The 22,558-nt window shown below is 67.7% G+C and carries 20 protein-coding genes; 6 read left to right on the forward strand and 14 right to left on the reverse strand.

Going from position 1 to position 22,558, the window contains the following annotated elements; all coding sequences use genetic code 11:
- Positions 1-30 precede the first annotated feature (30 nt).
- The 7 genes from ACWIKC_RS07595 to ACWIKC_RS07625 all read right to left on the reverse strand — a co-directional run bounded on the left by ACWIKC_RS07595 (position 31) and on the right by ACWIKC_RS07625 (position 9,084).
- Positions 31-1,227 (reverse strand): XrtA/PEP-CTERM system-associated ATPase, encoded by a 1,197-nt coding sequence (locus ACWIKC_RS07595; RefSeq protein WP_454596909.1) that lies wholly within the window; start codon positions 1,225-1,227, stop codon positions 31-33.
- A gap of 15 nt (positions 1,228-1,242) precedes the next feature.
- Entirely contained in the window at positions 1,243-2,916 is a 1,674-nt protein-coding gene (locus tag ACWIKC_RS07600) for a preprotein translocase subunit YajC (protein WP_454596910.1), read from the reverse strand.
- A complete protein-coding gene (locus ACWIKC_RS07605) occupies positions 2,913-3,959 on the reverse strand; it encodes a capsular biosynthesis protein (RefSeq protein WP_454596911.1) in 1,047 nt (348 codons plus the stop codon). The genes ACWIKC_RS07600 and ACWIKC_RS07605 overlap by 4 nt, the downstream gene beginning before the upstream one ends.
- Positions 3,960-3,972: 13 nt before the next feature.
- On the reverse strand, positions 3,973-5,496 hold the full coding sequence (locus tag ACWIKC_RS07610) for an XrtA system polysaccharide chain length determinant (protein WP_454596912.1): 1,524 nt from the start codon (positions 5,494-5,496) through the stop codon (positions 3,973-3,975).
- A gap of 13 nt (positions 5,497-5,509) precedes the next feature.
- Positions 5,510-6,154 carry an XrtA/PEP-CTERM system exopolysaccharide export protein gene (locus ACWIKC_RS07615; protein ID WP_454596913.1) on the reverse strand — a complete coding sequence of 215 codons (645 nt, stop codon included), beginning with the start codon at positions 6,152-6,154 and terminating at the stop codon, positions 5,510-5,512.
- A 171-nt stretch (positions 6,155-6,325) separates the two neighbouring features.
- Positions 6,326-7,564, reverse strand: a complete 1,239-nt coding sequence (locus ACWIKC_RS07620) for a pyridoxal-dependent decarboxylase, exosortase A system-associated (RefSeq protein WP_454596914.1) — start codon at positions 7,562-7,564, stop codon at positions 6,326-6,328.
- Positions 7,561-9,084, reverse strand: a complete 1,524-nt coding sequence (locus ACWIKC_RS07625; RefSeq protein ID WP_454596915.1) for an acyl-CoA ligase (AMP-forming), exosortase A system-associated — start codon at positions 9,082-9,084, stop codon at positions 7,561-7,563. Before ACWIKC_RS07625 ends, ACWIKC_RS07620 begins: the two co-directional genes overlap by 4 nt.
- A gap of 20 nt (positions 9,085-9,104) precedes the next feature.
- Here ACWIKC_RS07625 and ACWIKC_RS07630 point away from each other — a divergent pair, with 20 nt between their 5' ends.
- The 4 genes from ACWIKC_RS07630 (at position 9,105) to ACWIKC_RS07645 (ending at position 11,970) form a co-directional block, all read left to right on the forward strand.
- A complete protein-coding gene (locus ACWIKC_RS07630; RefSeq protein WP_454596916.1) occupies positions 9,105-10,124 on the forward strand; it encodes a GNAT family N-acetyltransferase in 1,020 nt (339 codons plus the stop codon).
- A gap of 66 nt (positions 10,125-10,190) precedes the next feature.
- Entirely contained in the window at positions 10,191-10,496 is a 306-nt protein-coding gene (locus ACWIKC_RS07635) for an acyl carrier protein (RefSeq protein WP_454596917.1), read from the forward strand.
- A 2-nt stretch (positions 10,497-10,498) separates the two neighbouring features.
- Positions 10,499-11,185 carry a hypothetical protein gene (locus ACWIKC_RS07640; RefSeq protein WP_454596918.1) on the forward strand — a complete coding sequence of 229 codons (687 nt, stop codon included), beginning with the start codon at positions 10,499-10,501 and terminating at the stop codon, positions 11,183-11,185.
- Complete coding sequence (locus tag ACWIKC_RS07645) at positions 11,182-11,970, forward strand: hydrolase 1, exosortase A system-associated (RefSeq protein ID WP_454596919.1); 789 nt, start codon at positions 11,182-11,184, stop codon at positions 11,968-11,970. The genes ACWIKC_RS07640 and ACWIKC_RS07645 overlap by 4 nt, the downstream gene beginning before the upstream one ends.
- A 10-nt stretch (positions 11,971-11,980) precedes the next feature.
- On the opposite strand, the gene ACWIKC_RS07650 is transcribed toward ACWIKC_RS07645, so the two are convergent.
- From ACWIKC_RS07650 to ACWIKC_RS07680, 7 genes are all read right to left on the reverse strand, one after another.
- Positions 11,981-13,174, reverse strand: coding sequence for a class I SAM-dependent RNA methyltransferase (locus ACWIKC_RS07650; protein ID WP_454596920.1), 1,194 nt, complete (start codon positions 13,172-13,174; stop codon positions 11,981-11,983).
- Positions 13,171-14,562, reverse strand: coding sequence for an NAD(P)H-hydrate dehydratase (locus ACWIKC_RS07655; RefSeq protein WP_454596921.1), 1,392 nt, complete (start codon positions 14,560-14,562; stop codon positions 13,171-13,173). Before ACWIKC_RS07655 ends, ACWIKC_RS07650 begins: the two co-directional genes overlap by 4 nt.
- Positions 14,552-14,824, reverse strand: a complete 273-nt coding sequence (locus tag ACWIKC_RS07660; protein WP_454596922.1) for a hypothetical protein — start codon at positions 14,822-14,824, stop codon at positions 14,552-14,554. The genes ACWIKC_RS07655 and ACWIKC_RS07660 overlap by 11 nt, the downstream gene beginning before the upstream one ends.
- Before the next feature lie 40 nt (positions 14,825-14,864).
- A complete protein-coding gene (ilvD, locus tag ACWIKC_RS07665; protein WP_454596923.1) occupies positions 14,865-16,586 on the reverse strand; it encodes a dihydroxy-acid dehydratase in 1,722 nt (573 codons plus the stop codon).
- An 83-nt stretch (positions 16,587-16,669) separates the two neighbouring features.
- On the reverse strand, positions 16,670-17,398 hold the full coding sequence (locus tag ACWIKC_RS07670) for an N-formylglutamate amidohydrolase (RefSeq protein ID WP_454596924.1): 729 nt from the start codon (positions 17,396-17,398) through the stop codon (positions 16,670-16,672).
- Complete coding sequence (locus tag ACWIKC_RS07675) at positions 17,395-18,204, reverse strand: 4-(cytidine 5'-diphospho)-2-C-methyl-D-erythritol kinase (RefSeq protein WP_454599464.1); 810 nt, start codon at positions 18,202-18,204, stop codon at positions 17,395-17,397. Before ACWIKC_RS07675 ends, ACWIKC_RS07670 begins: the two co-directional genes overlap by 4 nt.
- 121 nt (positions 18,205-18,325) lie before the next feature.
- The gene (locus tag ACWIKC_RS07680; RefSeq protein ID WP_454596925.1) at positions 18,326-19,972 is read right to left on the reverse strand and encodes an electron transfer flavoprotein-ubiquinone oxidoreductase; all 1,647 of its coding nucleotides are present in this window, start codon (positions 19,970-19,972) and stop codon (positions 18,326-18,328) included.
- A gap of 88 nt (positions 19,973-20,060) precedes the next feature.
- On the opposite strand from ACWIKC_RS07680, the gene ACWIKC_RS07685 reads away from it, so the two are divergent.
- A complete protein-coding gene (locus ACWIKC_RS07685) occupies positions 20,061-20,837 on the forward strand; it encodes a hypothetical protein (RefSeq protein ID WP_454596926.1) in 777 nt (258 codons plus the stop codon).
- Positions 20,830-22,557, forward strand: a complete 1,728-nt coding sequence (locus ACWIKC_RS07690; RefSeq protein ID WP_454596927.1) for a lytic transglycosylase domain-containing protein — start codon at positions 20,830-20,832, stop codon at positions 22,555-22,557. The genes ACWIKC_RS07685 and ACWIKC_RS07690 overlap by 8 nt, the downstream gene beginning before the upstream one ends.
- The last annotated feature ends 1 nt before the right edge of the window (position 22,558 follow it).

Genomic DNA, 22,558 nt, shown 5'->3' on the forward strand with positions numbered 1-22,558 from the left:
GCTCTTCCAAATGCTTGCCTCTCCGGCCTGTCAGGCGGCTTCACGGTGTCCATTGGCTTCAAGGAATTCGATCAATTGCGCAAGCACGTGGCGCAGCGATTGTTCCTGCTCGTCGAGTCGCGCCTCGATCCGCGCGAGCCGCTCATTGACGGCTTCCGAGCCCTGCCCAGTCTCGCCCGCGAAGCTGGCGCGGGTCTCGCCGATTTCGCGGCGCAGCTGGTCGAGCTCGCGGTCGCGGTCGGCAAAGGCGCGTTCGATCGCGACGATCTGCGCTTCGGCGAGGCCTTCGCTCTGCGGCTGCTCGGGCGCCCTGCGCTCGGCTTCGGCACGCCGCGCCTGGGCGACCGCCTGCGAGGCAGGGAGCTTCGGATCGGGCGCGACGCTGTCGTTGATCGCCTCTTCCTCGGCGGCGCTGTCGCCTTCCATTTCCTCGATCACCGACTGGAGCATGTCGGGCTCGATCACCGCCTGTTCCTCGACCGCGCCAAGCAGCAGCAACCGGGTCATCACCTGGTTGATCTTGCGCGGGATCCCGCCGGTGGCGCGGTGCAGCTTGGTGAAGATGCCGTGGTCGAGTTCGGGATTGCTGCCGTCCCAGCCGACGTGTTCGAGCCGGTGGCGGACATAGGGTTCGATTTCGCCCGGCTGCATCGGTTCCAGATGATGCGCCGCGATCACCCGCTGGCGCAATTGCTCAAGCTCGGGCGAACCCGCCAGCAGCCGCTTGAACTCGGGCTGGCCGAGCAGCAGCGTCTGCAGCAGCGGGTGCGCGCCGAGCTGGAAGTTGGACAGCATCCGCAGCTCTTCGAGCGCGCCGATCGACAGGTTCTGCGATTCGTCGACGATCAGCAGGCAGCGCTTGCCGTTGCGCGCTTCCTCGTGGAGGAAATGCTCGATCGCGGCGAGTGCGGCGGCCTTGTCGCGGCCCTCGACATCGAGACCGAAGCTGCGCGCGGCGACATGGATCATCTCCTCGCCGTCGAGCGCGCTGGTGACGACCTCGCCGACGCTCATCCGGTCGGCGTCGAGCTTCTCCTTGAGATGCGCGACCAGCGTCGACTTGCCCGAGCCGACTTCGCCGGTGATGACGACGAAGCCCTCGCCCTGGTTCAGCCCGTAGCCGAGATAGGACAAGGCCTTCTTGTGGGTGATGCTCTCGAAGAAATAGGCCGGGTCCGGCGTGAGCTGGAAGGGGCGCTCCGAAAAGCCGTAATATTGTTCATACATGGTCGGGTCTTCCTATCAGAAGCCGTAGCGCAGGCCCACCAGGGCCGACGCGGTCTTGAGGTCCTCGGCAGAGACTTCGCTGTCGAGATAGTTCACCGCCAGCGCGACCCGCGCCGAAAGATTGCGCGTCAGGTCGCGGCGGTAGGCGGCGGAACTGCCGAGCGCGAGCGCATCGCCCACCCCGACGAAGCCGCTGTCGATATAGCTGGCGTAGGTGGTGACGGTATAGCCCGCGTCGCGTCCCATCGGCCCGCTGACCGTGCCGGCGATGTACAGGCTCTCGTCGGATACGCCGTCGGAGGCTTCGAGCACGGTGCCCGGCGCGCCGAGATAGGTGCGACGGTCGTAACCCGCCGAGATGCCGGCGGTGGTGCGGCCGACCTGGCGCGAATAATAGGCCGAGACCCCGCGCGAGCGGAACACCGACGAGCGCACCGAACCGAGCAGCCCGTCGAGGCAGCTCGCACCGCTCACCGAGTTGACGCAACCGACGATCGCGCCGCTGATCGGATCGCGGACGACCTCGAAATCGGTCGGCAGCGCGGCGAGCGAATTGTTCAGCCGTCCGCCGAAGCCGGTGATGGTGTCATAGACGTTGACGCCGACGCTGGAGTTGCGGCTCGCCTGCCAGCTGAAATTGCCGTAATAAGTGTCGCTGTCGTAGCGACGGCCATAGACCGCCGAGAGCGACGTGCGCTGGCTCGGGCGCCACAACACGCCGACATCCCAGATCAGCCCGCTGGCCTCGAAGGCGATCTGGCGCGGGCCGGCCTCATCGGTGACCAGCCGGCCGTCGGGGCCGATGACGGGATTGCCCGCGGCATCGCGCAAGGCATCGCGGCTCGACACTTCGACATCCTCGTAGCCAACGCCTGCGACGACCGCGAGCGTGGGAGTGATCGGCACCGTGACATCGCCGCGGAGGTAGGAATCCACCACCCGCTGGTCGAGATTGTCGACATCCTCGCGGAAATAGCCGCCGCCCACGCCGATCCCGACGGGGAGGTATTCGCCAGGCTGGGTACCGGCGCGCAGCTGCGCGCTGTGCGTTACGCTCTCGTCGAAGACATCGGCGGGAGCCCCGCCCGCAGCAACGAAATTGGGCGAATCGACGCGCGTATAGCCGAGGCGGTAATTGCCGGTCACATCGACGCGGTCGATCTCGGTCGAAAGGTTCGGGCCGACATAGGCCGAATAGGTCTGGGTGGAATTGTCGAGATTGTTCTGGCTGGCAAAGACGTTCGAGCCGCTGCTGGTGACGGTGGTGCGGCTCGCCAGCGCGCCGGCTTCGAGCGTCAGCACCTGCGGCACGATGGTGGTGTAGCCGCGCGCGATCCCGCTGATGGTGTCGCTGTCGCTGGCATCGCCATAGCCGAAATTGTGCTCGTAGCGCAGCGAGACCGAGGCGCCGTTATTGCGCCCGATGTAGGACGCATCGACCCCGGCAGCGACCTGGGTGTAGGTCAGCACATCGTCGAAGGGCGACAGCTGCGCGGTGAAGATCTGGGAGGCTTCAATGTAGGGTTGGACCGTGAGCCGTCGTCCTGCCGGGCCGGTCCGCCCCTCGGATTCCTCCGACGATCCGGACTCGGCCTGCGCGTCGCGGCCCTGATAGCTTTGCGCCATGAGCGGCAACGGCGCGACCAGCGCGCAACCGGCCGACAGGCTGGCGATGAAGCGGGTCTTCATGATGCCGTCTCCCCGTAACCGTAATATTTGCCGAACTTGCGCCCGCTCGGGCTGAAGGTCGCATCGTTGAGCAGCATGCGGATGTCGGCACAGCCCGAGAGCAGGTCGATCGCGTCCTCGAGCGCCGCGCGTGCGGTGGAATCGGCGCGTGCGACCAGCAGCGCCTGGCCGCAATGCTTGGCCAGCTCGGCCGCGGGCGAAGCCGCCAGCGCGGGCGGGCTGTCGAAAATGACGATCCGGTCGTGCGCGCCGCGGGTGAGGCGGTTCAGCACTTCCCAGGTCCGCTCGCTGGCGAGATATTCGGCATCCGAGCCGCTGCGTTCGCCTGCGGGCAGGATCCACAGACCGGGAATGTCGGTCCCCACGACGAGGTTTTCGACCTGGATGGTCGGATCGCGCAGCGCGTCCATCAGCCCGGGAGCGGGATCGAGCCCGAAGGTCTTCATGATCGAAGGCTTGCCGAAATCGGCATCGACCAGCAGCACTTCGGACTGGCGCTCGCCCGCCAGCGCGATGGCGAGATTAGTGGCGCAGAAGGTCTTGCCCTCGCCCGGATGCGGCGAGCAGATCAGCACGCGACGCGATTTCGCGGTGCCATCGGCCTCGGCGGTCGCCAGCACCTGGCGTTTGACGATGCGGAATTCCTCGACCAGCCCGCTGGAGCCCAGATCGGGATCGATCATCCCCTGCTCGCGCAGATGCGCACGGGAGATCGGATGCAGTTTGCCGGTAAACTCGACCTTGCGGCCGCCGACCTCGCGCTGGCGCGGCGGGCGGGCGTCGGCCTCGATGACCACCGGCGGCTGCGACCGGGTTGCGGCCGAATCCGGGTTCGGCTCGGCATCGTGGACTTCGTCGGCGCGCTTCGCCGGCTTGGGCATGCGCACTGCCTTACCCTGCGGCAGCTTGGCCGGAACCGTTGCGGGGAGCAGCCGGTCGAGGCCGAAGGCACCGCTGGCGCGCTCGAACAGCGAGCTCTTCTGCGGCTTGTCGTCCTCTTCCTTCCCGTCGCCGGGAGGCACGATGTTGATCGGCTTGTTCACGCTCACAATCCTCTCACGCCACCGTTCCGACCTGGATAAACTCGACCGCGAGCAGCAGGATACAGACCCCGCCGAGCGCGCCGGCACCGGCGGCGAATTGCTTGAAACGCTTGCGCGCATGTGCTTCGCGCGCCTTGGTCATGGAGCGCGAGATCGTGCCCACCACCGGCAGGTCGAGCGCCCGCTCGAGCCGGTCGGCGGTCGAGAAAGCGGATTTCAACTGGCCAAGCACGAAGGCCGCGCCTGCGCCCGCAGCAAGGCCCACGAACAGCACCCCGATCAACAGGATCGGGCGGTTGGGCGCCGCGGGTTTGCGCGGGATCGTCGGCGGATCGACCACCTCGAACTGGAAGGCGCTGCGCTCGGTCTGAACCTGGCCGCGCAGGCGCATTTCCTCGCGGTCCCTCAGCAGCTCGTCATATTTGGTCTTGAGCACCTCGTAATCGCGCGAGATGCGATTGGCTTCGGCGGCGACCTCGGGTTCCTGCGCCTGCGAGGCGATCATGCCCGACATATCGGCCTGCAACGCGGCCTTGCGCGCGCTCAGCGCCTGGACATTGGCCTGACGTTCGGCGCGGATAGAGATCAGCGAGGTATAGGCGGGGTTGGGCTGGCCATAGGCGCCATCGCCCTCGTTTGCCGCCTGCCGTTCGAGCAGTCCGATCTGGCGCTGGGTCGACTGGATATCGGGATGGCTGTCGGTCAGCCCGCGCGAACGCATCGCGGCAAGCTGCGACTGCGCCTGGATCAGCGCGCCGCGCGCTCCGCCAGCGCCCGAACCGGGCATCTGGATGCTGCGCGGCGTGCCCGCGATCTGACCGTTGATCGCGGCCAGCGCGCTCTGCGCTGCGGCGATATCGCCATCGACGCCGCGCATTTCGGTGCGCAGCGTCTGCAGCCGGGTCGAAACCGTGCCGGTCCCGCCGATCAGTTCAGGGTATTGCGCTTCGAAAGCCAGGCGGCGCTGCTCGGCGGCCTCGAGTTCCTGCTTGCGCTCTTCGAGCTGGCGATCGAGGAACACCAGCGTATCGGCGACCTCGCCGCGATTGCCCGAGATGTTCTCCTCGCGGAAGATGTCGAGCAGCTTCGCGACCACGTCCTGTGAGAGCTTGGCGTTCTCCGCGTCGCTCAGGTCGCTCTTGCCGATGGTCGCGCTGACTTCGAACAGATTGTCCTGCTCGCCCTTGACGATGACGTTTTCGGTCAGGCTGGTGACCGCGCCCTGAATTTCGGAATCGGTGGTGATATCCTCGCCCAGCTTGGTGGCGCGGACGACCTTTTCGAGATTGACCGCGCTGGCCAGGGTCTGGCGGACGCGAACCAGCTCCTTCTTCCCGTCGCCGGAGATCTCGAGCTGCTGCGAGAGGACGTCGTCGACCTGCACATAGATCCGCGCACGACTTTCGTAGCTGTTGGGGATCAGCGCCACCACCAGCCAGCCGAGCACGCAGACGCCCCAGGCCACGCCCAGCGCAACCCAGCGCCGGTTCCAGACCTGGTAGAGCGCCGCGCGCAGTTCGTCGAAGACCTCGTTCATAGCGGACGCGCCCTCAGAAAGCCGATTCGGGGATGATGATCACATCGCCCGCGCGCAGCATCACATTCGCATCGCTGTCGCCGCGGCGCAGCAGGTCGGTCAGCCGCAGCGAATATTCGCGCTGGCGCCCGGCCTGTTTGTCGAAGCGGATCAGCTTGGCGCGGTTGCCGGCAGCGAAATCATTGAGCCCGCCGACCGCGATCATCGCGTCGAGCACGGTCATGTTCGCGCGGTAGGGGATCGAGGCGGGTTTTTCGGTGGCGCCGACGATGCGGACCTGCTGGCTGAAGGTGCCCGCGAATTCGTTGACGATCACCGAAACCAGCGGGTCCTCGATATATTGCGACAGCTGGAGGCGGATATCCTCTTCCAGCATCGAGGGGGTCTTGCCGACCGCGGGCATGTCCTTGACCAGCGGAATGGTGATCCGGCCATCGGGACGGACCTGGATCTTCTCGGCCCCCAGTTCCGGATTGCGCCAGACGTGGATGGTGAGATTGTCGAGCGGGCCGATGACATATTGCTCGCCCGGGCCCTCCTGGAGCGCGACGAAGGTGGCGGGCGGCAGTTCGGTGCCGCCGGAACCCGCGCAACCCGCCAGAGCCAGCGCTGCGACCGCGCAGCTCGCGATAGAAGTGGAAACGCGAATTTTGCGCATGAAATACTGTCCCTTGGCCGCTTCGGAGCAATCGTGGGCTGCAGATGCAGACCCATTGCCCCCAAATTTCAGCCAACCTAATGCAGAAAAAAGGTGAACAGACCGTTAGCCTTGACGGTCAACCCACGGCGCTCCGCCGATTCGATGCCCCTGTTGCATTTCGGGACAGGGTCAGACGAGCAGTTCCATTGCCGGTCCCTGGCCCAGGAAAGCGCTCGGAGAAGCGCTGGCACCATAGGCGCCGGCGCAGAACACCGCAACGAGATCCCCGACCTCGGCGCGCGGCAACTCGGCGCGATCCGCGAGCCGGTCGAGCGGGGTGCACAGGCAGCCCACCACGCTGGCGATCTCCTCGGGCGGGGCATCGAAGCGCGCGGCCACGGCGACCGGATAATTGCGCCGCACCACGGTGCCGAAATTGCCGGAGGCGGCGAGCTGGTGATGCAGCCCGCCATCGGTGACCAGATAGGTCTCGCCATGGCTCACCTTGCGATCGACGATGCGGGTCAGATAGACTCCCGCCTCGCCGACGAGATAGCGACCGAGTTCGATATAGAGTTCGGCGTCCGCGAGGCTGCCCGGGAGAGCGGCAAACCGCTCGGCGAGCGCTTCGCCGACGCGGGCGAGATCGAGCGGTCGGTCGCCGTGGAAATAGGGAATGCCGAACCCGCCGCCCATGTTGAGCTTGGGCATGGCGACATCCGCCTCGCGGGCGATCCGGTCGGCGAGGTCGAGGACATTGCCCTGCGTCTCGATCAGCGCCTCGGCATCGAGCGCCTGGCTGCCGGTGAAGATGTGCAAGCCCCGCCAGTCGGCCCCGGCCGCGATCACCTGGCGCGCCAGCGCCGGCACGCGTTCGGCGTCGACCCCGAAGGGCTTGGCACCGCCGCCCATCTTCATTCCCGAACCCTTGAGCTCGAAATCGGGGTTCACCCGGATTGCGAGCCGCGGGGTGATCCCGAGCCTGTCGGCAATCGCCAGCGCCCGCGCGGCCTCGCCCTCGCTTTCGAGATTGAGCGTGACCCCCGCCGCGACCGCCGCCTCAAGCTCGCTATCTCGCTTGCCGGGCCCGGCAAAACTGACCCGCGCGGTGTCGATCCCGGCCTGCTGGACCAGCGCCAGTTCGCCACCCGAGGCGATGTCGAGTCCGTCGACCAGCGTCGACATCAGCGTCAAAACCGGCTCGAAACTGTTGGCCTTGATGGCGTAATTGATGCGCAGTCGGTCCGGCATGGCGGCGCGCAGATCGGCCATGCGTTGCTCGAGCAGGGTTTGCGAATAGAGGAACAGCGGCGTGCGGCCTGCCTGCTCGACCCAGTCGTCTGCGGTGCGTCCGCCGATAAACAGTTCGCCATCGCGCGTTTCGTAACCGGCGGGGATGGGCCCGACGGGTTTGGGCTTGCCGTTCATACGCCGAGCTCGCGCGCCAGCGCGGCGCGGTCGAGTTTGCCGTTGGGATTGGTGGGCATGGTCTCGCGCCAGTGGATCGTTTGGGGTTGCATGAAGTTGGGAAGTTCCTTCGCCAAAGCCTTGGAAAGGCTGTCATTATCTTGTGAGCTTGCCATTGAAGCCCGCACCACCAGATGGACCGCCTGCCCCAGCCGCTCGTCGGGCACCCCCAGCGCGATCGCTTCCGCCACCAGCCCGGTCGCCAGCGCCGCATCCTCGACCTCCTGCGGGCTGATGCGGTTGCCCGCGCTCTTGATCATCGCATCGCGGCGGCCGACGAAATAGAGCAGTCCATCGGCACCGCGCCGCACCCGGTCGCCCGACCAGACGGCCATGCCGCCGTATTCGCTCGCCGCGGGCGCCGGCTTGAACCGCTCTGCGGTGCGCTCGGCATCCTGCCAATAGCCCTGCGCCACCAGCGGACCGCAATGGACCAGCTCGCCCTCTTCACCGGTCGCAGCGACCTTGCCCTCGTCGGTGATCACTAGGATTTCGGCGAAGGGGATCGCACGGCCCATCGAGGTCGGATGCGCATCGACCAGTTCCGGTGCGAGATAGGTCGAGCGGAAGGCCTCGGTCAGCCCGTACATCGGGAACAGCCGCGCGGCGGGGAACAGCGCGCGCAGGTCGCGGACCAGATCGGCGGTCAACGCGCCGCCGCTGTTTGTCAGCCGGCGCATGGTGCGAGTGGCTTCGCCGGCCCACTCGGCCTCGGTGAGCTGGACCCAGAGCGGTGGGACCGCTGCCAAAGTCGTGATGCCATGCTGGGCGCAGGCCTTGGCCACATCGCGCGGGAAGAGGTAATCCAGCGGCACCACCGACCCACCGGCATACCAGGTGGCAAGCAGCTGGCTCTGGCCATAGTCGAAGGACAACGGCAGCACCGCCAGCGTCACATCATCCGGCGCCAGCCCGAGGTAATCCGCCACGCTGGCCGCGCCGAGCCACATATTGGCGTGGCTGAGCATCACCCCTTTGGGCAGGCCGGTCGACCCGCTGGTGTAGAGGATCGCCGCCAGCTCCTGCGGATCGCGGGGCGAAGGGGCCAAGAGCGAGGCCATGGTCTCTGCACTGCTCCACGCTTCGCCCTCCTCGACCAACGCGCAACCCGAAGGCGCATCGTCCGATTCGAGTGACTTGAGCCGTGCGCCGGTCCCGATCAACAGCACCGCCCCGCTGTCGGCAAGGATATGCGCCGCCTGGGAATGTTTGAGCAGCGGGTTGATCGGCACATGCACCATTCCAGCGCGCGCTGCGGCCAGCGGGAGCAGGCAGGTCAGCTCGCCCTTGGCCGCCCAGGACGCCACCCTATCGCCGGGCCTTGCGCGGCTCGCCAGCCAGCCCGCGAGCAGCGCGACACGCTCTCTTAACCCTGCATAGCTAAGCGTATGCGTGCGTAGCACCAGCGCCGGGGCGTCGGATTCACCCTGTTCGACAAGACTATCCAGTGGCCGGGGCACGGGGTCTGGCGCTATGGGCATGGATGCTCCTGGAGGATGCAATGACGGCGGCAACGATGACGGCGATGACGAGTGACGTGACAGTCAGCTATCACGATACCGTTAGCAAACTGCAAGTCCTCGACCAGCTGGCCCGCAGCCCGTTCGATCGCTCCGATTGGTACGGCCTGCTGGCGCAATTCGGCAAGTGCCCGCTTGTCGCCATGGCAGAGTATGAAGGCAAGGTCGCCGCGCTGCCGCTGGCCCGGACCGGGAGCGGGCTCCAATCGCTCCACCACTGGTTCGCCTTCGCCTGGCGCCCGCTCGCCGAGCCGGGCCATGAAGGCGATGCCCTGCTGCGCGCCATCGCCAAGGACCTTCGTAGCCAGGCACCCTGCCTCATGCTGGACTACCTTCCCGAGGAGGACGGCAGCGCCACGCGGCTACGCACCGCCTTTCGCAAGGCGGGCTGGCTCACCCGGCTCGAGCCGCGTGACACCAACCATGTGCTCGAGGTCGGCCAGCGCGATTTCGCCGCCTATTGGGCGCAGCGCCCCGGGCCGATGCGGACCACGCTCAAGCGCAAGGCCAAGAAGGTCAAGGTCGAGATCCTCACACGGTTCGACGCCGATGCCTGGCAGGCCTATGTCGATATCTACAATCGAAGCTGGAAGACCGAGGAAAAGGACGCCGATCTGCTCGAGGCCTTCGCACGCAGTGAGGGCGAGCAGGGCCATCTGCGGCTGGGCGTCGCTCGGCACGAGGGCGTACCGGTCGCGGCGCAGTTCTGGACCGTGGAGCACGGCACCGCCTTCATCCACAAGCTCGCCTACGACGAGGACCACGCTAAGCTCTCCGCTGGCACCACGCTGAGCGCCGCGCTGTTCGAGCATGTCATCGATGTCGACAAAGTATCGCTGGTCGATTTCGGCACCGGCGGGGATGGCTACAAGCGCGACTGGATGGAGCGCGAGCGCCCCCGCTACCGGCTCACCTGTATCGATCCCCTCCAGCCCGCCGCCTGGCGCCTGCTCGCAAGCAAGCTTGCCGACCGGCTTGCCTCGCACCTGCGACGCGGTTAAGCCGCACCGCCTGCAAACGCCACGCCCGTAAGCCCCACGCCCGTAAATCGCACGAAAGCGTCATTCATGCCCGGCCAGACCGCCCTTTCGACCGATGCCACCGCGCCAAGCCGCAGCCAGATCGACACTGTGCTGCGCGCGATCCTGCGCGATGTGCTGGGTCTGGACGAGGCGCAGGTCGAGGAATTCGACGGCGATACAGGGCTGTTCGGCCATCTGCCCGAGCTCGATTCCATGGCGGTGGCGGGTCTCCTCACCGAGATGGAAGACCGGCTCGACATCGTCATCGAGGACGAGGATGTCGATGGCGAGATGCTCGAGACCTATGGCGGGTTGCTCGCCTTCGCCGAGGCCAAATCGGTCGAGGCCTGAGCTTGGCGCTCTACGATTCCTGGCGCCCGTCTTTCCCACCGGGGAAGCGGGCCGAGGAAATCGTGCTGCGGTTCGACAGGGCGCGCGAGCCACGCCTGCTGGTGCTGCCCCCGCTGTTCGACGAACATAACAAGACCCGCCACCAATGCGTTGAAACCATGCGCAAACTCGACGAGGCGGGGGTGGACAGCTTCCTTCCCGACCTGCCCGGATGCAACGAGAGCGTCGCCCCGCTCGAAAGCCAGAGCCTGACGCTCTGGCGCGAGGCGGCGCGCGAAGCCTTGACGCTGTTCCGCTGTAGCCATGTACTCGCCATTCGCGGCGGCGCGCTGCTGGCCCCGCCGCACACCCCCGCTTTTCTCTATGCCCCCGCACAGGGCAAGCCGCTGCTGCGGGCGATGCTGCGCGCCCGGACCATCGCCGCACGCGAGGCCGGAAGCGAGGAAAAGGCCGAGACGCTGCTGGTGCAAGGCCGCGAAGAGGGTCTGGAACTCGCCGGTTGGCAGCTTGGCGCGGCGATGATCCGCGAGCTCGAAGCGGCCGAGCCCACGATCGGGCCCGACACGCGGATTGTCGAGCAAGTCGAGCTGGGCGGTTCTCCGCTGTGGCTGCGCGCCGAACCCGACAACGACCCGCAGCAAGCCGAGGCGCTGGCGCGCATCGTCGCAGCCGGGATGCCGGGCTCGTGAGCCGGCTGGCGCTGACCTTCAACTGCCAGGGCGCGACGCTGGCGGGTACGCTCGACACCGCGCCCGGGACCTCGGGCCTGCTGCTGGTCAGCGGCGGCAACGAGATCCGCAGCGGCGCTTTTGCCGGGCAGGCGCGCTTCGCCGCCGAGATCGCGCGCGCGGGCTTCCCCGTGTTCCGCTTCGACCGTCGCGGGACCGGCGACAGCGAGGGCCCCAACCGCGGCTTTCGCCACGAGGGCGAGGATATCGCCGCCGCGCTCGCGGCCTTCCGGGCGATGACGCCGCAGCTTGGCCGGGTGGTCGGGATGGGCAATTGCGATGCCGCCTCGGCGCTGATGCTCGCGGGCGGCGCGCGCTGCGATGCGCTGGTGCTCAGCAATCCCTGGACCATCGAGGAGACGGGCGAGGAAACGCCCAAAGACGCCACCCCGCCCGCCTCCGCGATCCGTGCGCGCTATCTCGCCAAGCTCAAGAACCCGCGCGAAATTGTGCGGCTGCTGTCGGGCAAGGTCGATCTGGGCAAGCTCCTGCGCGGGATTGCCAAGGCCGCCGGACCGAAAGCAGCGCAAAGCACGCTCGCGGCGGAAATGCGCGCAGGGCTCGAACGCTTCGACGGGCCGGTGCGCATCCTGCTCGCCGAGGCCGATCGCACCGCGCAGGTTTTTGCGGAAAACTGGCCCGAAGACCCGCGGATCGCGCGCTGTCCGGGAGCGGGCCATGCCTATGTCGAACCCCATGCGCGGCAATGGCTGCGCGAACAGGTTCTCGGCGCGCTCCGAGGCTAGCGGCGGGCGGCTAGCGGGTGAACAGGCTGGTCAGCTCGACATGGGTCGACCAGCGGAACTGCCCAACCGGGCGCAGTTTCTCCAGCCGAAACCCGGCTTCCACCAGCGTCTTGGCGTCGCGCGCCCAGCTCGAGGGATTGCAGCTGACATAGGCGACCCGCGCGACGCTGCTGGCCGCGATCGCCGCCACCTGTTCGCGCGCACCCGCACGCGGCGGGTCGAGCAGCACCGCATCGAAACGGGCCAGCTCGTCGGGCTGCAGCGGGTTGCGGAACAGATCGCGATGCTGCGCCTCGACCGGCAGCCGCGACCGCCCGGCGGCGAGCTTGCACGCCAGATGCGCCTCGCGCGCCGCCTCGACCGCGACCGCCTGCGCGCGCGGGGCCAGCGCGAAGGCGAAGGTGCCCAGCCCGGCGAACAGATCGGCGATAACCTTGCTACCCTCTAGATAGTTCACCGCGTCCTCGACCAGCACCGCCTCGCCATCGGCGGTCGGCTGGAGAAAGCCCGCGGCGGGAAACGGCACCGGCACCCCCGAGAGCGTGATCGTCACCGGCTCGGGTTCCCACATCGCTTCGGCGCCATAGCCAAGGTCGAGCGTCAGCCGCGCGAGGCCCTGGTCGCGCGCGAAATCGAGCAGCGCCTCGGTCGGCCCCAGACCATCAAGTTCGATCCCCGACAGCAGGCAGTCGATACCCTGGTCGGTCAGCGTCAGCGAGGCATCGACCGGATTGCGCCCCGCCATGGTGGCGAGCAGCTTGCGCAAGGGAGCGACCATGGCGAACAGTTCGGGGCGCATCACCGGACATTCGGCGATATCGACGAGGCGATGCGAGCGCGCCTCGCGGAACCCGAGCATGAATTTATGCGTCCGCAGCCCGTGAAGCGTCGCGCGCCGACGGCTGTGCGGGGGCGAGAGATAGGTCGGGAGCAATTCGCCGATGGCGAGCCCCTGCCCCTGCGCCCCGTGCGCCACGCGGTCGGTGACGAAATCGCGCAGCGCCGTTTCGTCGCAATGCTGCAGCTGGCAACCGCCGCAGCGCGCGAAATGGCGGCAGGGCGGCGCCACCCGGTGCGGACCGGGCTGCAGCGTTCCGTCGGGCAGGAGAATATCGCCGGGCGCGGCACCCGCGGCATGGCGGCCATCCGCGGTGACCCCGTCGCCCTTCGCGGCGATGCGGAGGATGGTGTCGGTGTCGCTCACAGGAAGCGCTCCAATGCGGGCTGGACGGACTCGGCGAGCTGTCCGGCGGTGAAGGCTGGGGCAGCGATCGCGGCGGCGTCGCGGTGCAGATAGACGGCTTCCTCGGCGGCGAGCGCGGGATCGCCATGCGTGGCCAGCCGCGCGGCGGCGATCCCGGCGAGGACATCGCCCGTTCCCGCGACCGAGAGCCAGCTCGAGGCTTGCGGGAAGAAGCGCAAGCCCTTGTCGCCGAACAGGATAGTGTCGGGACCCTTGGCAAGCACCGCGAGGCCGGTGGACTCGTGCAGTGCACGGGCGCGGTCGAGCTTGCCCTCGACCTCGACACCGAAGGCGTCGCACAGTCTGGCAAGCTCGCCCTCGTGCGGGGTGACCAACAGGCGCGCAGAATCGCAGCCTTCGAGCAGGTCGGGGTCGAGCAGGTGCAGCGCATCGGCATCGAGCACGCATGGCTCGCGCGTCTCGATCGCCGCGCAGAGCCGTCGGCGCGCCTCCTCGTCGCGGCCCAGCCCGGGACCGACCAGCAGCGCGCCGATACGTTCGTCGGAGAGGCGCTCGGCGAGGTCGCCTGCCTCGATCACCAGTTCGGCGGGGGCGTCGGGATGCGAATGGTCGCTCAGCAGCTTCACATAGCCCGCCCCGCTGCGCAGCGCCGCCTGCGCGGCCAGCATCGCCGCGCCGGGCATGGCGCCCGCGACGATGGCGAGCAGGCCGCGCTTGTATTTGTGCGCATCGGCGGGGGGCTGCGTCAGCGCGGGGCGCGGTGCGAGGCGTGCTGCATCGTCCGCGAGATCGAGCCCGATCGGCACCAGCCGCTTGGCCCCCATCACTGCGAGTGCTGGCATGAGGAAATGCGCCTGCTTCCACGCGCCCAGCGCCAGCGTCAGGTCGAAATCCGGTACCTCGCCCAGCAGCGCCCCGCTGTCGCTCAGGACGCCGCTGGGGACATCGACCGCAATGCGATAGGGGTGCGAGGCTGCAGCCTCGACAAGGACTTCGGCAAAGACGCCGTCGAGCGCGCGAGAGAGGCCGTAGCCGAACAGGCAATCGACCATGATCGGGTTGGCAAGGTCTGCGACGTACTGCTGCACGGCGCCTCGATAGCTGTCGCGCGCGATTGCGGCGGTCTTGGTCCCCGGCTCCACCGGCGCGACCACGGCCACGTCGAGCCCGCGCGTCCGCAAAATCTCGGCGATGACATAGCCATCGCCGCCATTGTTGCCCGGCCCGCACAGCACGGTCACACTGCGCCCTGCGGCGATCCGCCAGACATAGTCCGCCGCGCCCTGCCCGGCGCGCTGCATCAGCTCCCATTCGCTGGTGCCCGCCGCCATCGCCGCGCCCTCGGCGGCGCGCATCGCTTCGACGGTCAGGACCGCATCACTGGACATTGTCTAGGGCCCCTGCCGGCCAGCGGTAGCGATTGCCGGCCACCCGGATTTCTACCGTTTCCCCATCGGCGAGAACTTGCGTCGCATCCGAACCGTCCGCCGCACTCAGGTCATCGGCGTTCAAACGGCGAAAGCTGCCGTCGGGATGACGGATGACCAGCGTGTCTGCTTCGCGCTCGACCATGCAGTCCGCGCCCATCTCGGCGCCCGGCCCGACCGCGCAATCGACCGCGGTCGCGCCCTCGCCCGCCTGTTCCTGCACCTCGGAACAGGCCGCCAGCGCGAACGCGAGCAGGATCGCGCTAGATATCGGCGAACATATGCGTCTCGCTCGCCCCGCCGGGATGGGTGACCGCACCGTCGCGCGCGGGTCCGACATTCTGGGCATAGCGCCACAAGGCTCCGGATTGGTAATCATGGGCGCGCGGCTGCCACGCCTTGCGCCGCTCGTCCAGTATCGCGGCATCCACGAGCAGATCGATCGTGCCCGCTTCGGCGTCGATCGCGATGGTGTCGCCATCCTCGACCAGCGCGATCGGGCCGCCTTCCGCCGCCTCGGGCCCGACGTGGCCGATGCAGAAGCCGCGCGTCGCGCCCGAAAAGCGCCCGTCGGTAATCAGCGCGACCTTCTCGCCCATCCCCTGCCCGTAGAGCGCGGCGGTGGTGGAGAGCATCTCGCGCATCCCCGGCCCGCCCCTGGGGCCTTCGTAGCGGATGACAATCACGCTCCCCTCGGCGATATCTCGCGCCTCGACCGCGGCAAAGGCGTCCTCCTCGCAATCGAAGCAGCGCGCCGGGCCGGTGAACTGCAGCCGCGCCATGCCCGCGACCTTGACGATGCCCCCTTCGGGCGCGAGCGAACCCCTGAGCCCCACGACCCCGCCGGTGGGGGTGATCGGGTCGGAGAAGGCGAAGAACACCTTCTGGTCGGGGTTCCAGGTGACCTCCTCGATATTCTCGCCCAGCGTCTTGCCGGTGACGGTCATCGGCTCGGGATCGATGAACCCGCCATCGAGCAGCGTCTTCATCGCCATATAGACCCCGCCTGCCTCGTGCATGTCCTTGGCGACATAGCGCCCGCCGGGCTTGAGATCGGCGATATAGGGCGTCGACTTGAATATCTCGGCGACATCGAACAGGTCGAAGGCGATCCCCGCCTCATGCGCCATCGCGGGGAGATGGAGCGCGGCGTTGGTCGAGCCGCCGGTGGCCGCAACCACGCGCGCGGCATTCTCGAAGGCGGCGCGGGTGCAGATGTCGCGCGGTCGCAGATTGCGTGTCAGCAGCGCCATCACCTGACGCCCTGCCGCCATCGCGATTTCCTCGCGCGATTTGTAAGGGGCGGGTGTCATGTTGCTGTTCGGCAAGGACAAACCGATCGCCTCGCCGACGCAGGCCATGGTGTTGGCGGTGAACTGGCCGCCGCAGGCACCGTGCCCCGGACAGGCGACCTTTTCGAGCGCGATGAGCTCCTGCAGCGGGCAATTGCCCGCCTCGTATTGCCCGACCGCCTCGAACACATCGACCACGGTGACATCATGGCCCTTGTAGGTGCCGGGCAGGATCGACCCGCCATAGACGAAGATCGATGGCACGTTGAGCCGCAGCATCGCCATCATCATTCCCGGCAGGCTTTTGTCGCAGCCCGCGAAGCCGACCAGCGCATCGTAGCAATGGCCGCGCACCGAGAGCTCGACCGAATCGGCGATGACCTCGCGGCTGACCAGCGAGCTCTTCATCCCCTGGTGCCCCATCGCGATCCCGTCGGTGACGGTGATGGTGTTGAAGCGCCGCGGCATGCCGCCGCCCTCCTCCACGCCCTTGCGGCAGATGTTAGCCTGCGGATCGAGCGTGGTGTTGCACGGCGCGCTGTCGTTGCCGGCGCTGGCGATGCCGACGAAGGGGCGCGCGATCTCCTCCTCGGAGAGCCCCATCGCGTAATAATAGGAGCGGTGCGGCGCGCGCGCAGGACCAACCGAGACATGGCGGCTGGGAAGGCGGGATTTGTCGAATGTCGCGGTCATGAAGGCTCCGGCGCTGAAAGAATATCACGCCTGCCATCGCCCCGGCGACGCGATAATTCAAGCTAAGCGGAAGAAAGACCTTCTTATTGCGCCTCAAGCGCGAGCAGGGTCCGCCCGGCGACATCTGCGATCATCGACGCCCAACGCGCCTGACCCGCTTCACTGGCGATCTGGTCCTGCCGCACCTCGATGGTGAGATAGGGAATGCCGTTCGCTTCGGCATGGCGGTCCATCGTCGCGTTGAGCTGCTTGCCCGAATAGGGCTGGTTGTCGCCGACGGTCAGGCCCTGCTCGGAGAACAGCCGGATCGCATGCCGCGCGGCGCTGTCATCCTGATTGTAGAGCAGCGCGACTTCCCACGGCCGCTCCTCCTCGCGCGAGGCGAGCGTTGGGGTGAAGCTGTGCAGCGCCAGCAACAGCCGCGGGGCAATTGCGTCGATGAAGCCACCCAGAGCGGTATGATAGGGCCGGTGATAGGTCGCCAGGCGCCGCTCGAGATCGGCACCGATATTGCCGGGAATGAGATAGCCGTCGCTCTCGGTGGGGACGACGGCAGCCTCGTCCTCGCGGCGATGGAAATCGCAGACCAGACGGCTGACGCAGGCGATATGCGCCGGAATGCCATGCCGGCGCGCCAGCCGGTCGGCCAGCCCGCCGACCCCGATATCGATGGCGATATGGTCGTCGAGCAGCGCGGGATCGATGCCGAGATCGATCTCCTCTGGGACGAAATTGGAGGCATGATCGGCGAGGCACAGCAGCCCGTGCGGCCCCGCCTGCCCGACCTGGCGAAACGGCTTGTCGTCGATCATCTCAGCACCCCTTGCATCTGCCACCATTCGCCATGCGCTCCCGTGATGGCCTCGGCGGCGGCGTCGCGGGCTTCGCGGGCGTCGTAAAGCGCAAAGCAGGTCGCGCCGGAACCGGACATACGGGCCAGCAGGGGCGCGGTTCCGTCGAGCGCGGCAAGCACCTCGGCAATGACCGGGCACAGCCCGATGGCGGGCAGCTCCAGATCGTTGCGCCCCGCCAGCGCGATCTCGCGCGCCGAACCGCTCGGCAAAGCGCCCCGATCCGTGCCGTCCCAGGCCTTGAACACCGGTCCGGTAGAAAGCGGAACGCGCGGATTGACCAGCAGCACATGGACACCGGCGAGGCTGCCATCCTCCAGCGGCTCAAGTTCGGTTCCCGTCCCGCGCCCGATGCAGGTCCGGCTTTCGACGCAGGCGGGGACATCGGCCCCGAGCTTCGCAGCACGCGTCCGCCAGTCGTCGGGCAGGCCGAATTGTTCGCGCACGATCCGGAACACCGCCCCGGCATCCGCCGAGCCACCGCCCAGCCCCGCAGCGACCGGCAGGTTCTTCTCGAGCTGGATGGCGAGCCCGCCCGAGCGCGGCAGCACGCCCAGCGCGCGGCTCACCAGATTGCCAAACGGCGTGCCGAGCTCGCCGGCGAATTCGCCGTGCTGCTGTAACGTGTCGGTGTCGGAAGCGCGCGCGGTCAGCACATCGCCGGCATCGACGAAGGCGAACAGCGTCTCGAGCTCGTGGTAGCCGTCCTCCCGCCGCGCGCGAACGTGCAGCGCTAGGTTGATCTTGGCATAGGCGGTTTCGCGCATCGTGGTCACCGCCTCAGTTCGCCATTGCGAGCGGACCGAAGCAATCCATGGCCGGACATGGATCGCCGCGCGACCTTCGTTCGCTCGCGATGACGAATTTTCCAAGGGCCGGCGCGCCCCCTCACATGTTCGGATAGTTCGGCCCGCCGCCGCCTTCGGGCGTCACCCATTCGATATTCTGGTTCGGGTCCTTGATATCGCAGGTCTTGCAGTGGACGCAGTTCTGCGAGTTTATCACGAACTTGGGTTCCTTGCCCTCCTCGATCACCCATTCGTAAACCCCGGCGGGGCAATAGCGGGTCGAGGGACCGCCATAGACGCCGAGCTCGCTCTCCCGCTGCAATTCCATGTCGCAAACCTTGAGGTGGACCGGCTGGTTCTCGGCATGGTTGGTGTAGCTGAAGGCCACATTGGTGAGCCGGTCGAAGCTCAGCACGCCGTCGGACTTGGGGTAGTCGATCGGCTTGTAGAGATCGGCGCGCTGCAGATGGGTGTGATCCGGCTCGTGCTTCATCGTGATCGGCAGACCGATCTTGAGCGTGCGCATCCACATGTCGGCACCGGCGAGGATTGTCCCGATATCGGAGCCGTATTTGGCGACCGCGGGCTGCGCGTTCTTCACCTTCTTGAGCTCGTCGGCGATCCAGCTCGAGCGGACCGCGGCGTCGTATTCGGCCAGCTCGGTCTTTTCCAGGCCCGCCGCGATTGCCGTGGCAATGCTTTCGGCGGCGAGCATCCCGCTCTTCATCGCGGTGTGGCTGCCCTTGATCCGGGGCACGTTGACGAAGCCCGCGGCGCAGCCGATCAGCGCGCCGCCCGGGAAGGCCAGTTTGGGTACCGACTGCCAGCCGCCCTCGTTGATCGCGCGCGCGCCATAGGCGACGCGCTTGCCGCCTTCGAGCAGCTCGGCGATCTGGGGGTGGTGCTTCCAGCGCTGGAATTCCTGATAGGGCGAGACATAGGGGTTGGCGTAATCCAGCGCGGTGACGAAGCCGAGCGCGACCTGGCCATCGGCCTGGTGGTAGATGAACCCGCCGCCCCAGCTGTGGCTTTCGGACAGCGGCCACCCTTGCGTATGGATCACCCGGCCCGGAACGTGCTTGGCGGGATCGATATCCCACAATTCCTTGACCCCGAGGCCGTAGACCTGCGGCTGGCAATCGGCTTCCAGATCGAAGCGCGCCTTCATCTTCTTGGTGAGGTTGCCGCGCACACCTTCGGCGAAGAGCGTGTATTTGGCCTGGATTTCCATCCCCGGCTGGTAATCGGGCTTGTGCGAGCCATCCTCGGCGATACCCATGTCCTGCGTGAGCACGCCCGCAACCGCGCCGCTGTCGTCGAACAGCACTTCGGAGGCCGGGAAGCCGGGAAACACCATCACGCCAAGGCCCTCGGCCTGCTCGGCCAGCCAGCGCGACAGATTGCCCAGCGAACCGGTGTAATTGCCATCGTTCGACATGAAGGGCGGCATCATCAGATGCGGCAGGTCCCGTTTGCCGGTCTTGCTCATCACCCAGTGCCAATTGTCGGTCACCGGGGTCTGCGCCATCGGGCAATCCATTTCGCGCCATTGCGGCAGCAGCTCGTCGAGCGCCTTGGGATCGACGACCGCGCCCGAGAGCACATGCGCGCCGATCTCGCTGCCCTTTTCGAGCACCACGACCTCGAGTTCCTCGTTCAGCTGCTTGAGCCGGATCGCCGCTGCCAGGCCCGCCACACCGCCGCCGATGATGACGACGTCGCAGGGCATCGATTCACGTTCACTCATAAGTCTCTCTTTTCGTCGCATTGCGCTTGGCCCTGCCTTGATTGGCGGGGCGCGACAGGTCAAGACCCTGCCAGAACGCAGGATGACCATGACCGCAAAGCCATCGCAGGATTTTTCGAGCCGGGAGGCGCTCGCCGGCGCCCTCGCCTGGTGGCGCGAAGCGGGCGTGGACTGCACCTTCGGCGACGAGCCGACCGACTGGCTGGCGCAGGCGGAGGCCACCGAGGCGGCACCGGCACCAGACGTCGAACCCGTCGTGAAGGCTCCGCCGCAGCGCAGCGCGATCCAGCGCGCGCTCGAAAGCGACAGCGGCGCGCGGGTCGGCGGCGCGGCGGCGCAATACCCGAGCGATCTCGAGACTTTCCGTCAGTTCTGGCTTACCGAGCCGGGCCTCGACGAGCGCGGCCCTGCGGGGCGGGTGGCCCCGCGCGGGCCGCAAGGCGCGAAGCTCATGCTGCTGGTCGCCCAGCCCGATCCCGAGGATGACGAACAGCTGATGAGCGGGCCGCAGGGCCGGCTGCTCGGCGCAATCCTGCGCGCTATGGGATTGGCGGAACACGAGACCTATTGCGCCAGCGCACTCCCCCGCCCGGCTCCGCTCCCCGACTGGACCGCGCTGGCCGCGCGTGGGTTGGGCGATTTGACTCGCCATCATATCGAACTGGCCGCGCCGCAGCGCCTGATGGTGTTCGGGCGCGGGTTGGCGCCGTTGCTGGCGCAGAGCGGCGAGCCCTCGCCCGCGCTGCAGCTCGGCGATCGCAGCATTCCGCTGATGCTCGCGCCGCGGCTCGACCGGCTGGCGCGGATGCCGGGCCATCGCAAGCAATTCTGGACCAACTGGCTCGAGTGGAGCGCCCATGCGTAAGACCCTTATCCTCGCGCTCGGGTGGTTGGGCGCCGGGGTCGCCGCCGGTCTCGCCGGACCGGCGCAGGCCAACGAGGCGAGCATCGCCTATTTCTCGCAAGGCAAGTCGGCCGCGCTGCCCACGTTGCTGTCGACCGAGGACCGGCTCTATTACGCCTCGCTGTTCGAGGCGATCGATGCGCGCAATTGGGACCGCGCGGAGATCCTGCTCGGAGAGCGCGGCGATGGTCCGCTCCACGGCGCGGCGCTGGCCGAATATTTCCTCCATCCCGAAAGCCCGAGGATCCCGGTCGAACGGCTTTCGGCCTGGCTCGCGCGCTACCCCGATCTGCCGCAGGCGGAGCAGATCGCCCGGCTGGCAGCGACGCGCGGGCTGGTCGAAACACCTGCCCTGCCGCGCAGCCGCGAGCTGCGCAGCCAGCCCGGCCTCACCCGGCGGACGCTGCCGCGCTCGATCTCCGACGGGACCATGCCGGGCAGCGTCAGCAGCGCGATCCTCGACCGAATCACCAATGACGACCCCGATGGCGCGCGGTTGCTGCTCGACGGGATCGACGCATCGCTGTCGCCGCAGGCACGCGCCGAATGGCGCCAGCGGGTGGCGTGGAGCTATTACATCGAAAACCGCGATGCCGAGGCGCTGGCGCAGGCGCGCACCGTGGCGGAGGGAAGCGGCCCCTGGATTGCCGAGGGCGATTGGGTCGTCGGCCTCGCCGCCTGGCGGCTGGGCGATTGCGCCACCGCCGGACAAGGGTTCGGCAGCGCCGCCACCGGATCGACCGACCCCGAGCTGACCTCGGCGGCGCATTACTGGGCCAGCCGCGCGCTGATCCGCTGCCGCGAGCCTGAACAGGCGAGCGAGCAATTGCGCGGCGCGGCGCGTTTCACCGAGACCCTTTACGGCATGCTGGCACGCGAACAGCTGGGACAGGTGCTGCCCGGCGATCACACCCGCCCCGATCTCACCGCCGCGGACTGGCGGCAATTGAACGACGATCAGGCCGCCCGACTGGCGGTGATGCTCGCCGAAATCGGTCGCCGCGACCAGGCTTCCGACGCGCTGGTCCACCAGGCGCGAATCGGCGACCCGAGCGAATTCGCGCCACTGACCAGGCTCGCGCGCGCGCTCGGCCTCCCCGCGGCGCAGAGCTTCATGGCCTACAACGCGCCCGCCGGGACCGCCGCCCCGCCGCCGCTGCGCTGGCCGGTGACCTACCAGACACCGCGCGGCGGGTGGCAGGTCGATCCCGCGCTCGCCTTCGCGCATGCGCTGCAGGAATCGAACTTCCGCGAGCGGGTGGTGAGCCCCGCCAATGCCATCGGGCTGATGCAGATCCGCCCGATCGCGGCGCGCGAATACGCCAGCTCGATCAATCTCAACGCCGCGACTGCCGATCTCAAGGAACCCGCCACCAACCTCGCCTTCGGCCAGCGCGCGCTCGAGGCGCTCAGCCAGTCGGGCGCGACGCAGGGCTATCTGCCCAAGGTGATGGCGGCCTACAACGCCGGGCTGACCCCTGTGACGCGCTGGAACAGCGAAGTGCGCGACCAGGGCGACCCGCTGACCTGGATGGAATCGGTCCCCTATTGGGAAACGCGATCCTATGTCGCAATCGTGATGCGCAATTACTGGATGTATCTGCGCCAGGCCGATGCCGAGGCGCCCAGCCGCACCGCGCTGGCGCAAAACCAGTGGCCGATTTTCCCCAGGGAGCGCTGAG

Source organism: Qipengyuania sp. SM2507 (assembly GCF_053714505.1).

What these genes read in the sequence shown, in the direction of transcription:
- ACWIKC_RS07600 (WP_454596910.1), bottom strand. Translation starts at nt 2,916, where the DNA reads ATGAAGACCCGCTTCATCGCCAGCCTGTCGGCCGGTTGCGCGCTGGTC.
- ACWIKC_RS07655 (WP_454596921.1), bottom strand. Translation starts at nt 14,562, where the DNA reads ATGTCCAGTGATGCGGTCCTGACCGTCGAAGCGATGCGCGCCGCCGAG.
- ACWIKC_RS07595 (WP_454596909.1), bottom strand. Translation starts at nt 1,227, where the DNA reads ATGTATGAACAATATTACGGCTTTTCGGAGCGCCCCTTCCAGCTCACG.
- ACWIKC_RS07625 (WP_454596915.1), bottom strand. Translation starts at nt 9,084, where the DNA reads ATGCCCATAGCGCCAGACCCCGTGCCCCGGCCACTGGATAGTCTTGTC.
- ilvD (WP_454596923.1), bottom strand. Translation starts at nt 16,586, where the DNA reads ATGACCGCGACATTCGACAAATCCCGCCTTCCCAGCCGCCATGTCTCG.
- ACWIKC_RS07610 (WP_454596912.1), bottom strand. Translation starts at nt 5,496, where the DNA reads ATGAACGAGGTCTTCGACGAACTGCGCGCGGCGCTCTACCAGGTCTGG.
- ACWIKC_RS07680 (WP_454596925.1), bottom strand. Translation starts at nt 19,972, where the DNA reads ATGAGTGAACGTGAATCGATGCCCTGCGACGTCGTCATCATCGGCGGC.
- ACWIKC_RS07635 (WP_454596917.1), top strand. Translation starts at nt 10,191, where the DNA reads ATGCCCGGCCAGACCGCCCTTTCGACCGATGCCACCGCGCCAAGCCGC.
- ACWIKC_RS07615 (WP_454596913.1), bottom strand. Translation starts at nt 6,154, where the DNA reads ATGCGCAAAATTCGCGTTTCCACTTCTATCGCGAGCTGCGCGGTCGCA.
- ACWIKC_RS07620 (WP_454596914.1), bottom strand. Translation starts at nt 7,564, where the DNA reads ATGAACGGCAAGCCCAAACCCGTCGGGCCCATCCCCGCCGGTTACGAA.
- ACWIKC_RS07630 (WP_454596916.1), top strand. Translation starts at nt 9,105, where the DNA reads ATGACGGCGGCAACGATGACGGCGATGACGAGTGACGTGACAGTCAGC.
- ACWIKC_RS07675 (WP_454599464.1), bottom strand. Translation starts at nt 18,204, where the DNA reads ATGCGCGAAACCGCCTATGCCAAGATCAACCTAGCGCTGCACGTTCGC.
- ACWIKC_RS07690 (WP_454596927.1), top strand. Translation starts at nt 20,830, where the DNA reads ATGCGTAAGACCCTTATCCTCGCGCTCGGGTGGTTGGGCGCCGGGGTC.
- ACWIKC_RS07685 (WP_454596926.1), top strand. Translation starts at nt 20,061, where the DNA reads ATGACCGCAAAGCCATCGCAGGATTTTTCGAGCCGGGAGGCGCTCGCC.
- ACWIKC_RS07670 (WP_454596924.1), bottom strand. Translation starts at nt 17,398, where the DNA reads ATGATCGACGACAAGCCGTTTCGCCAGGTCGGGCAGGCGGGGCCGCAC.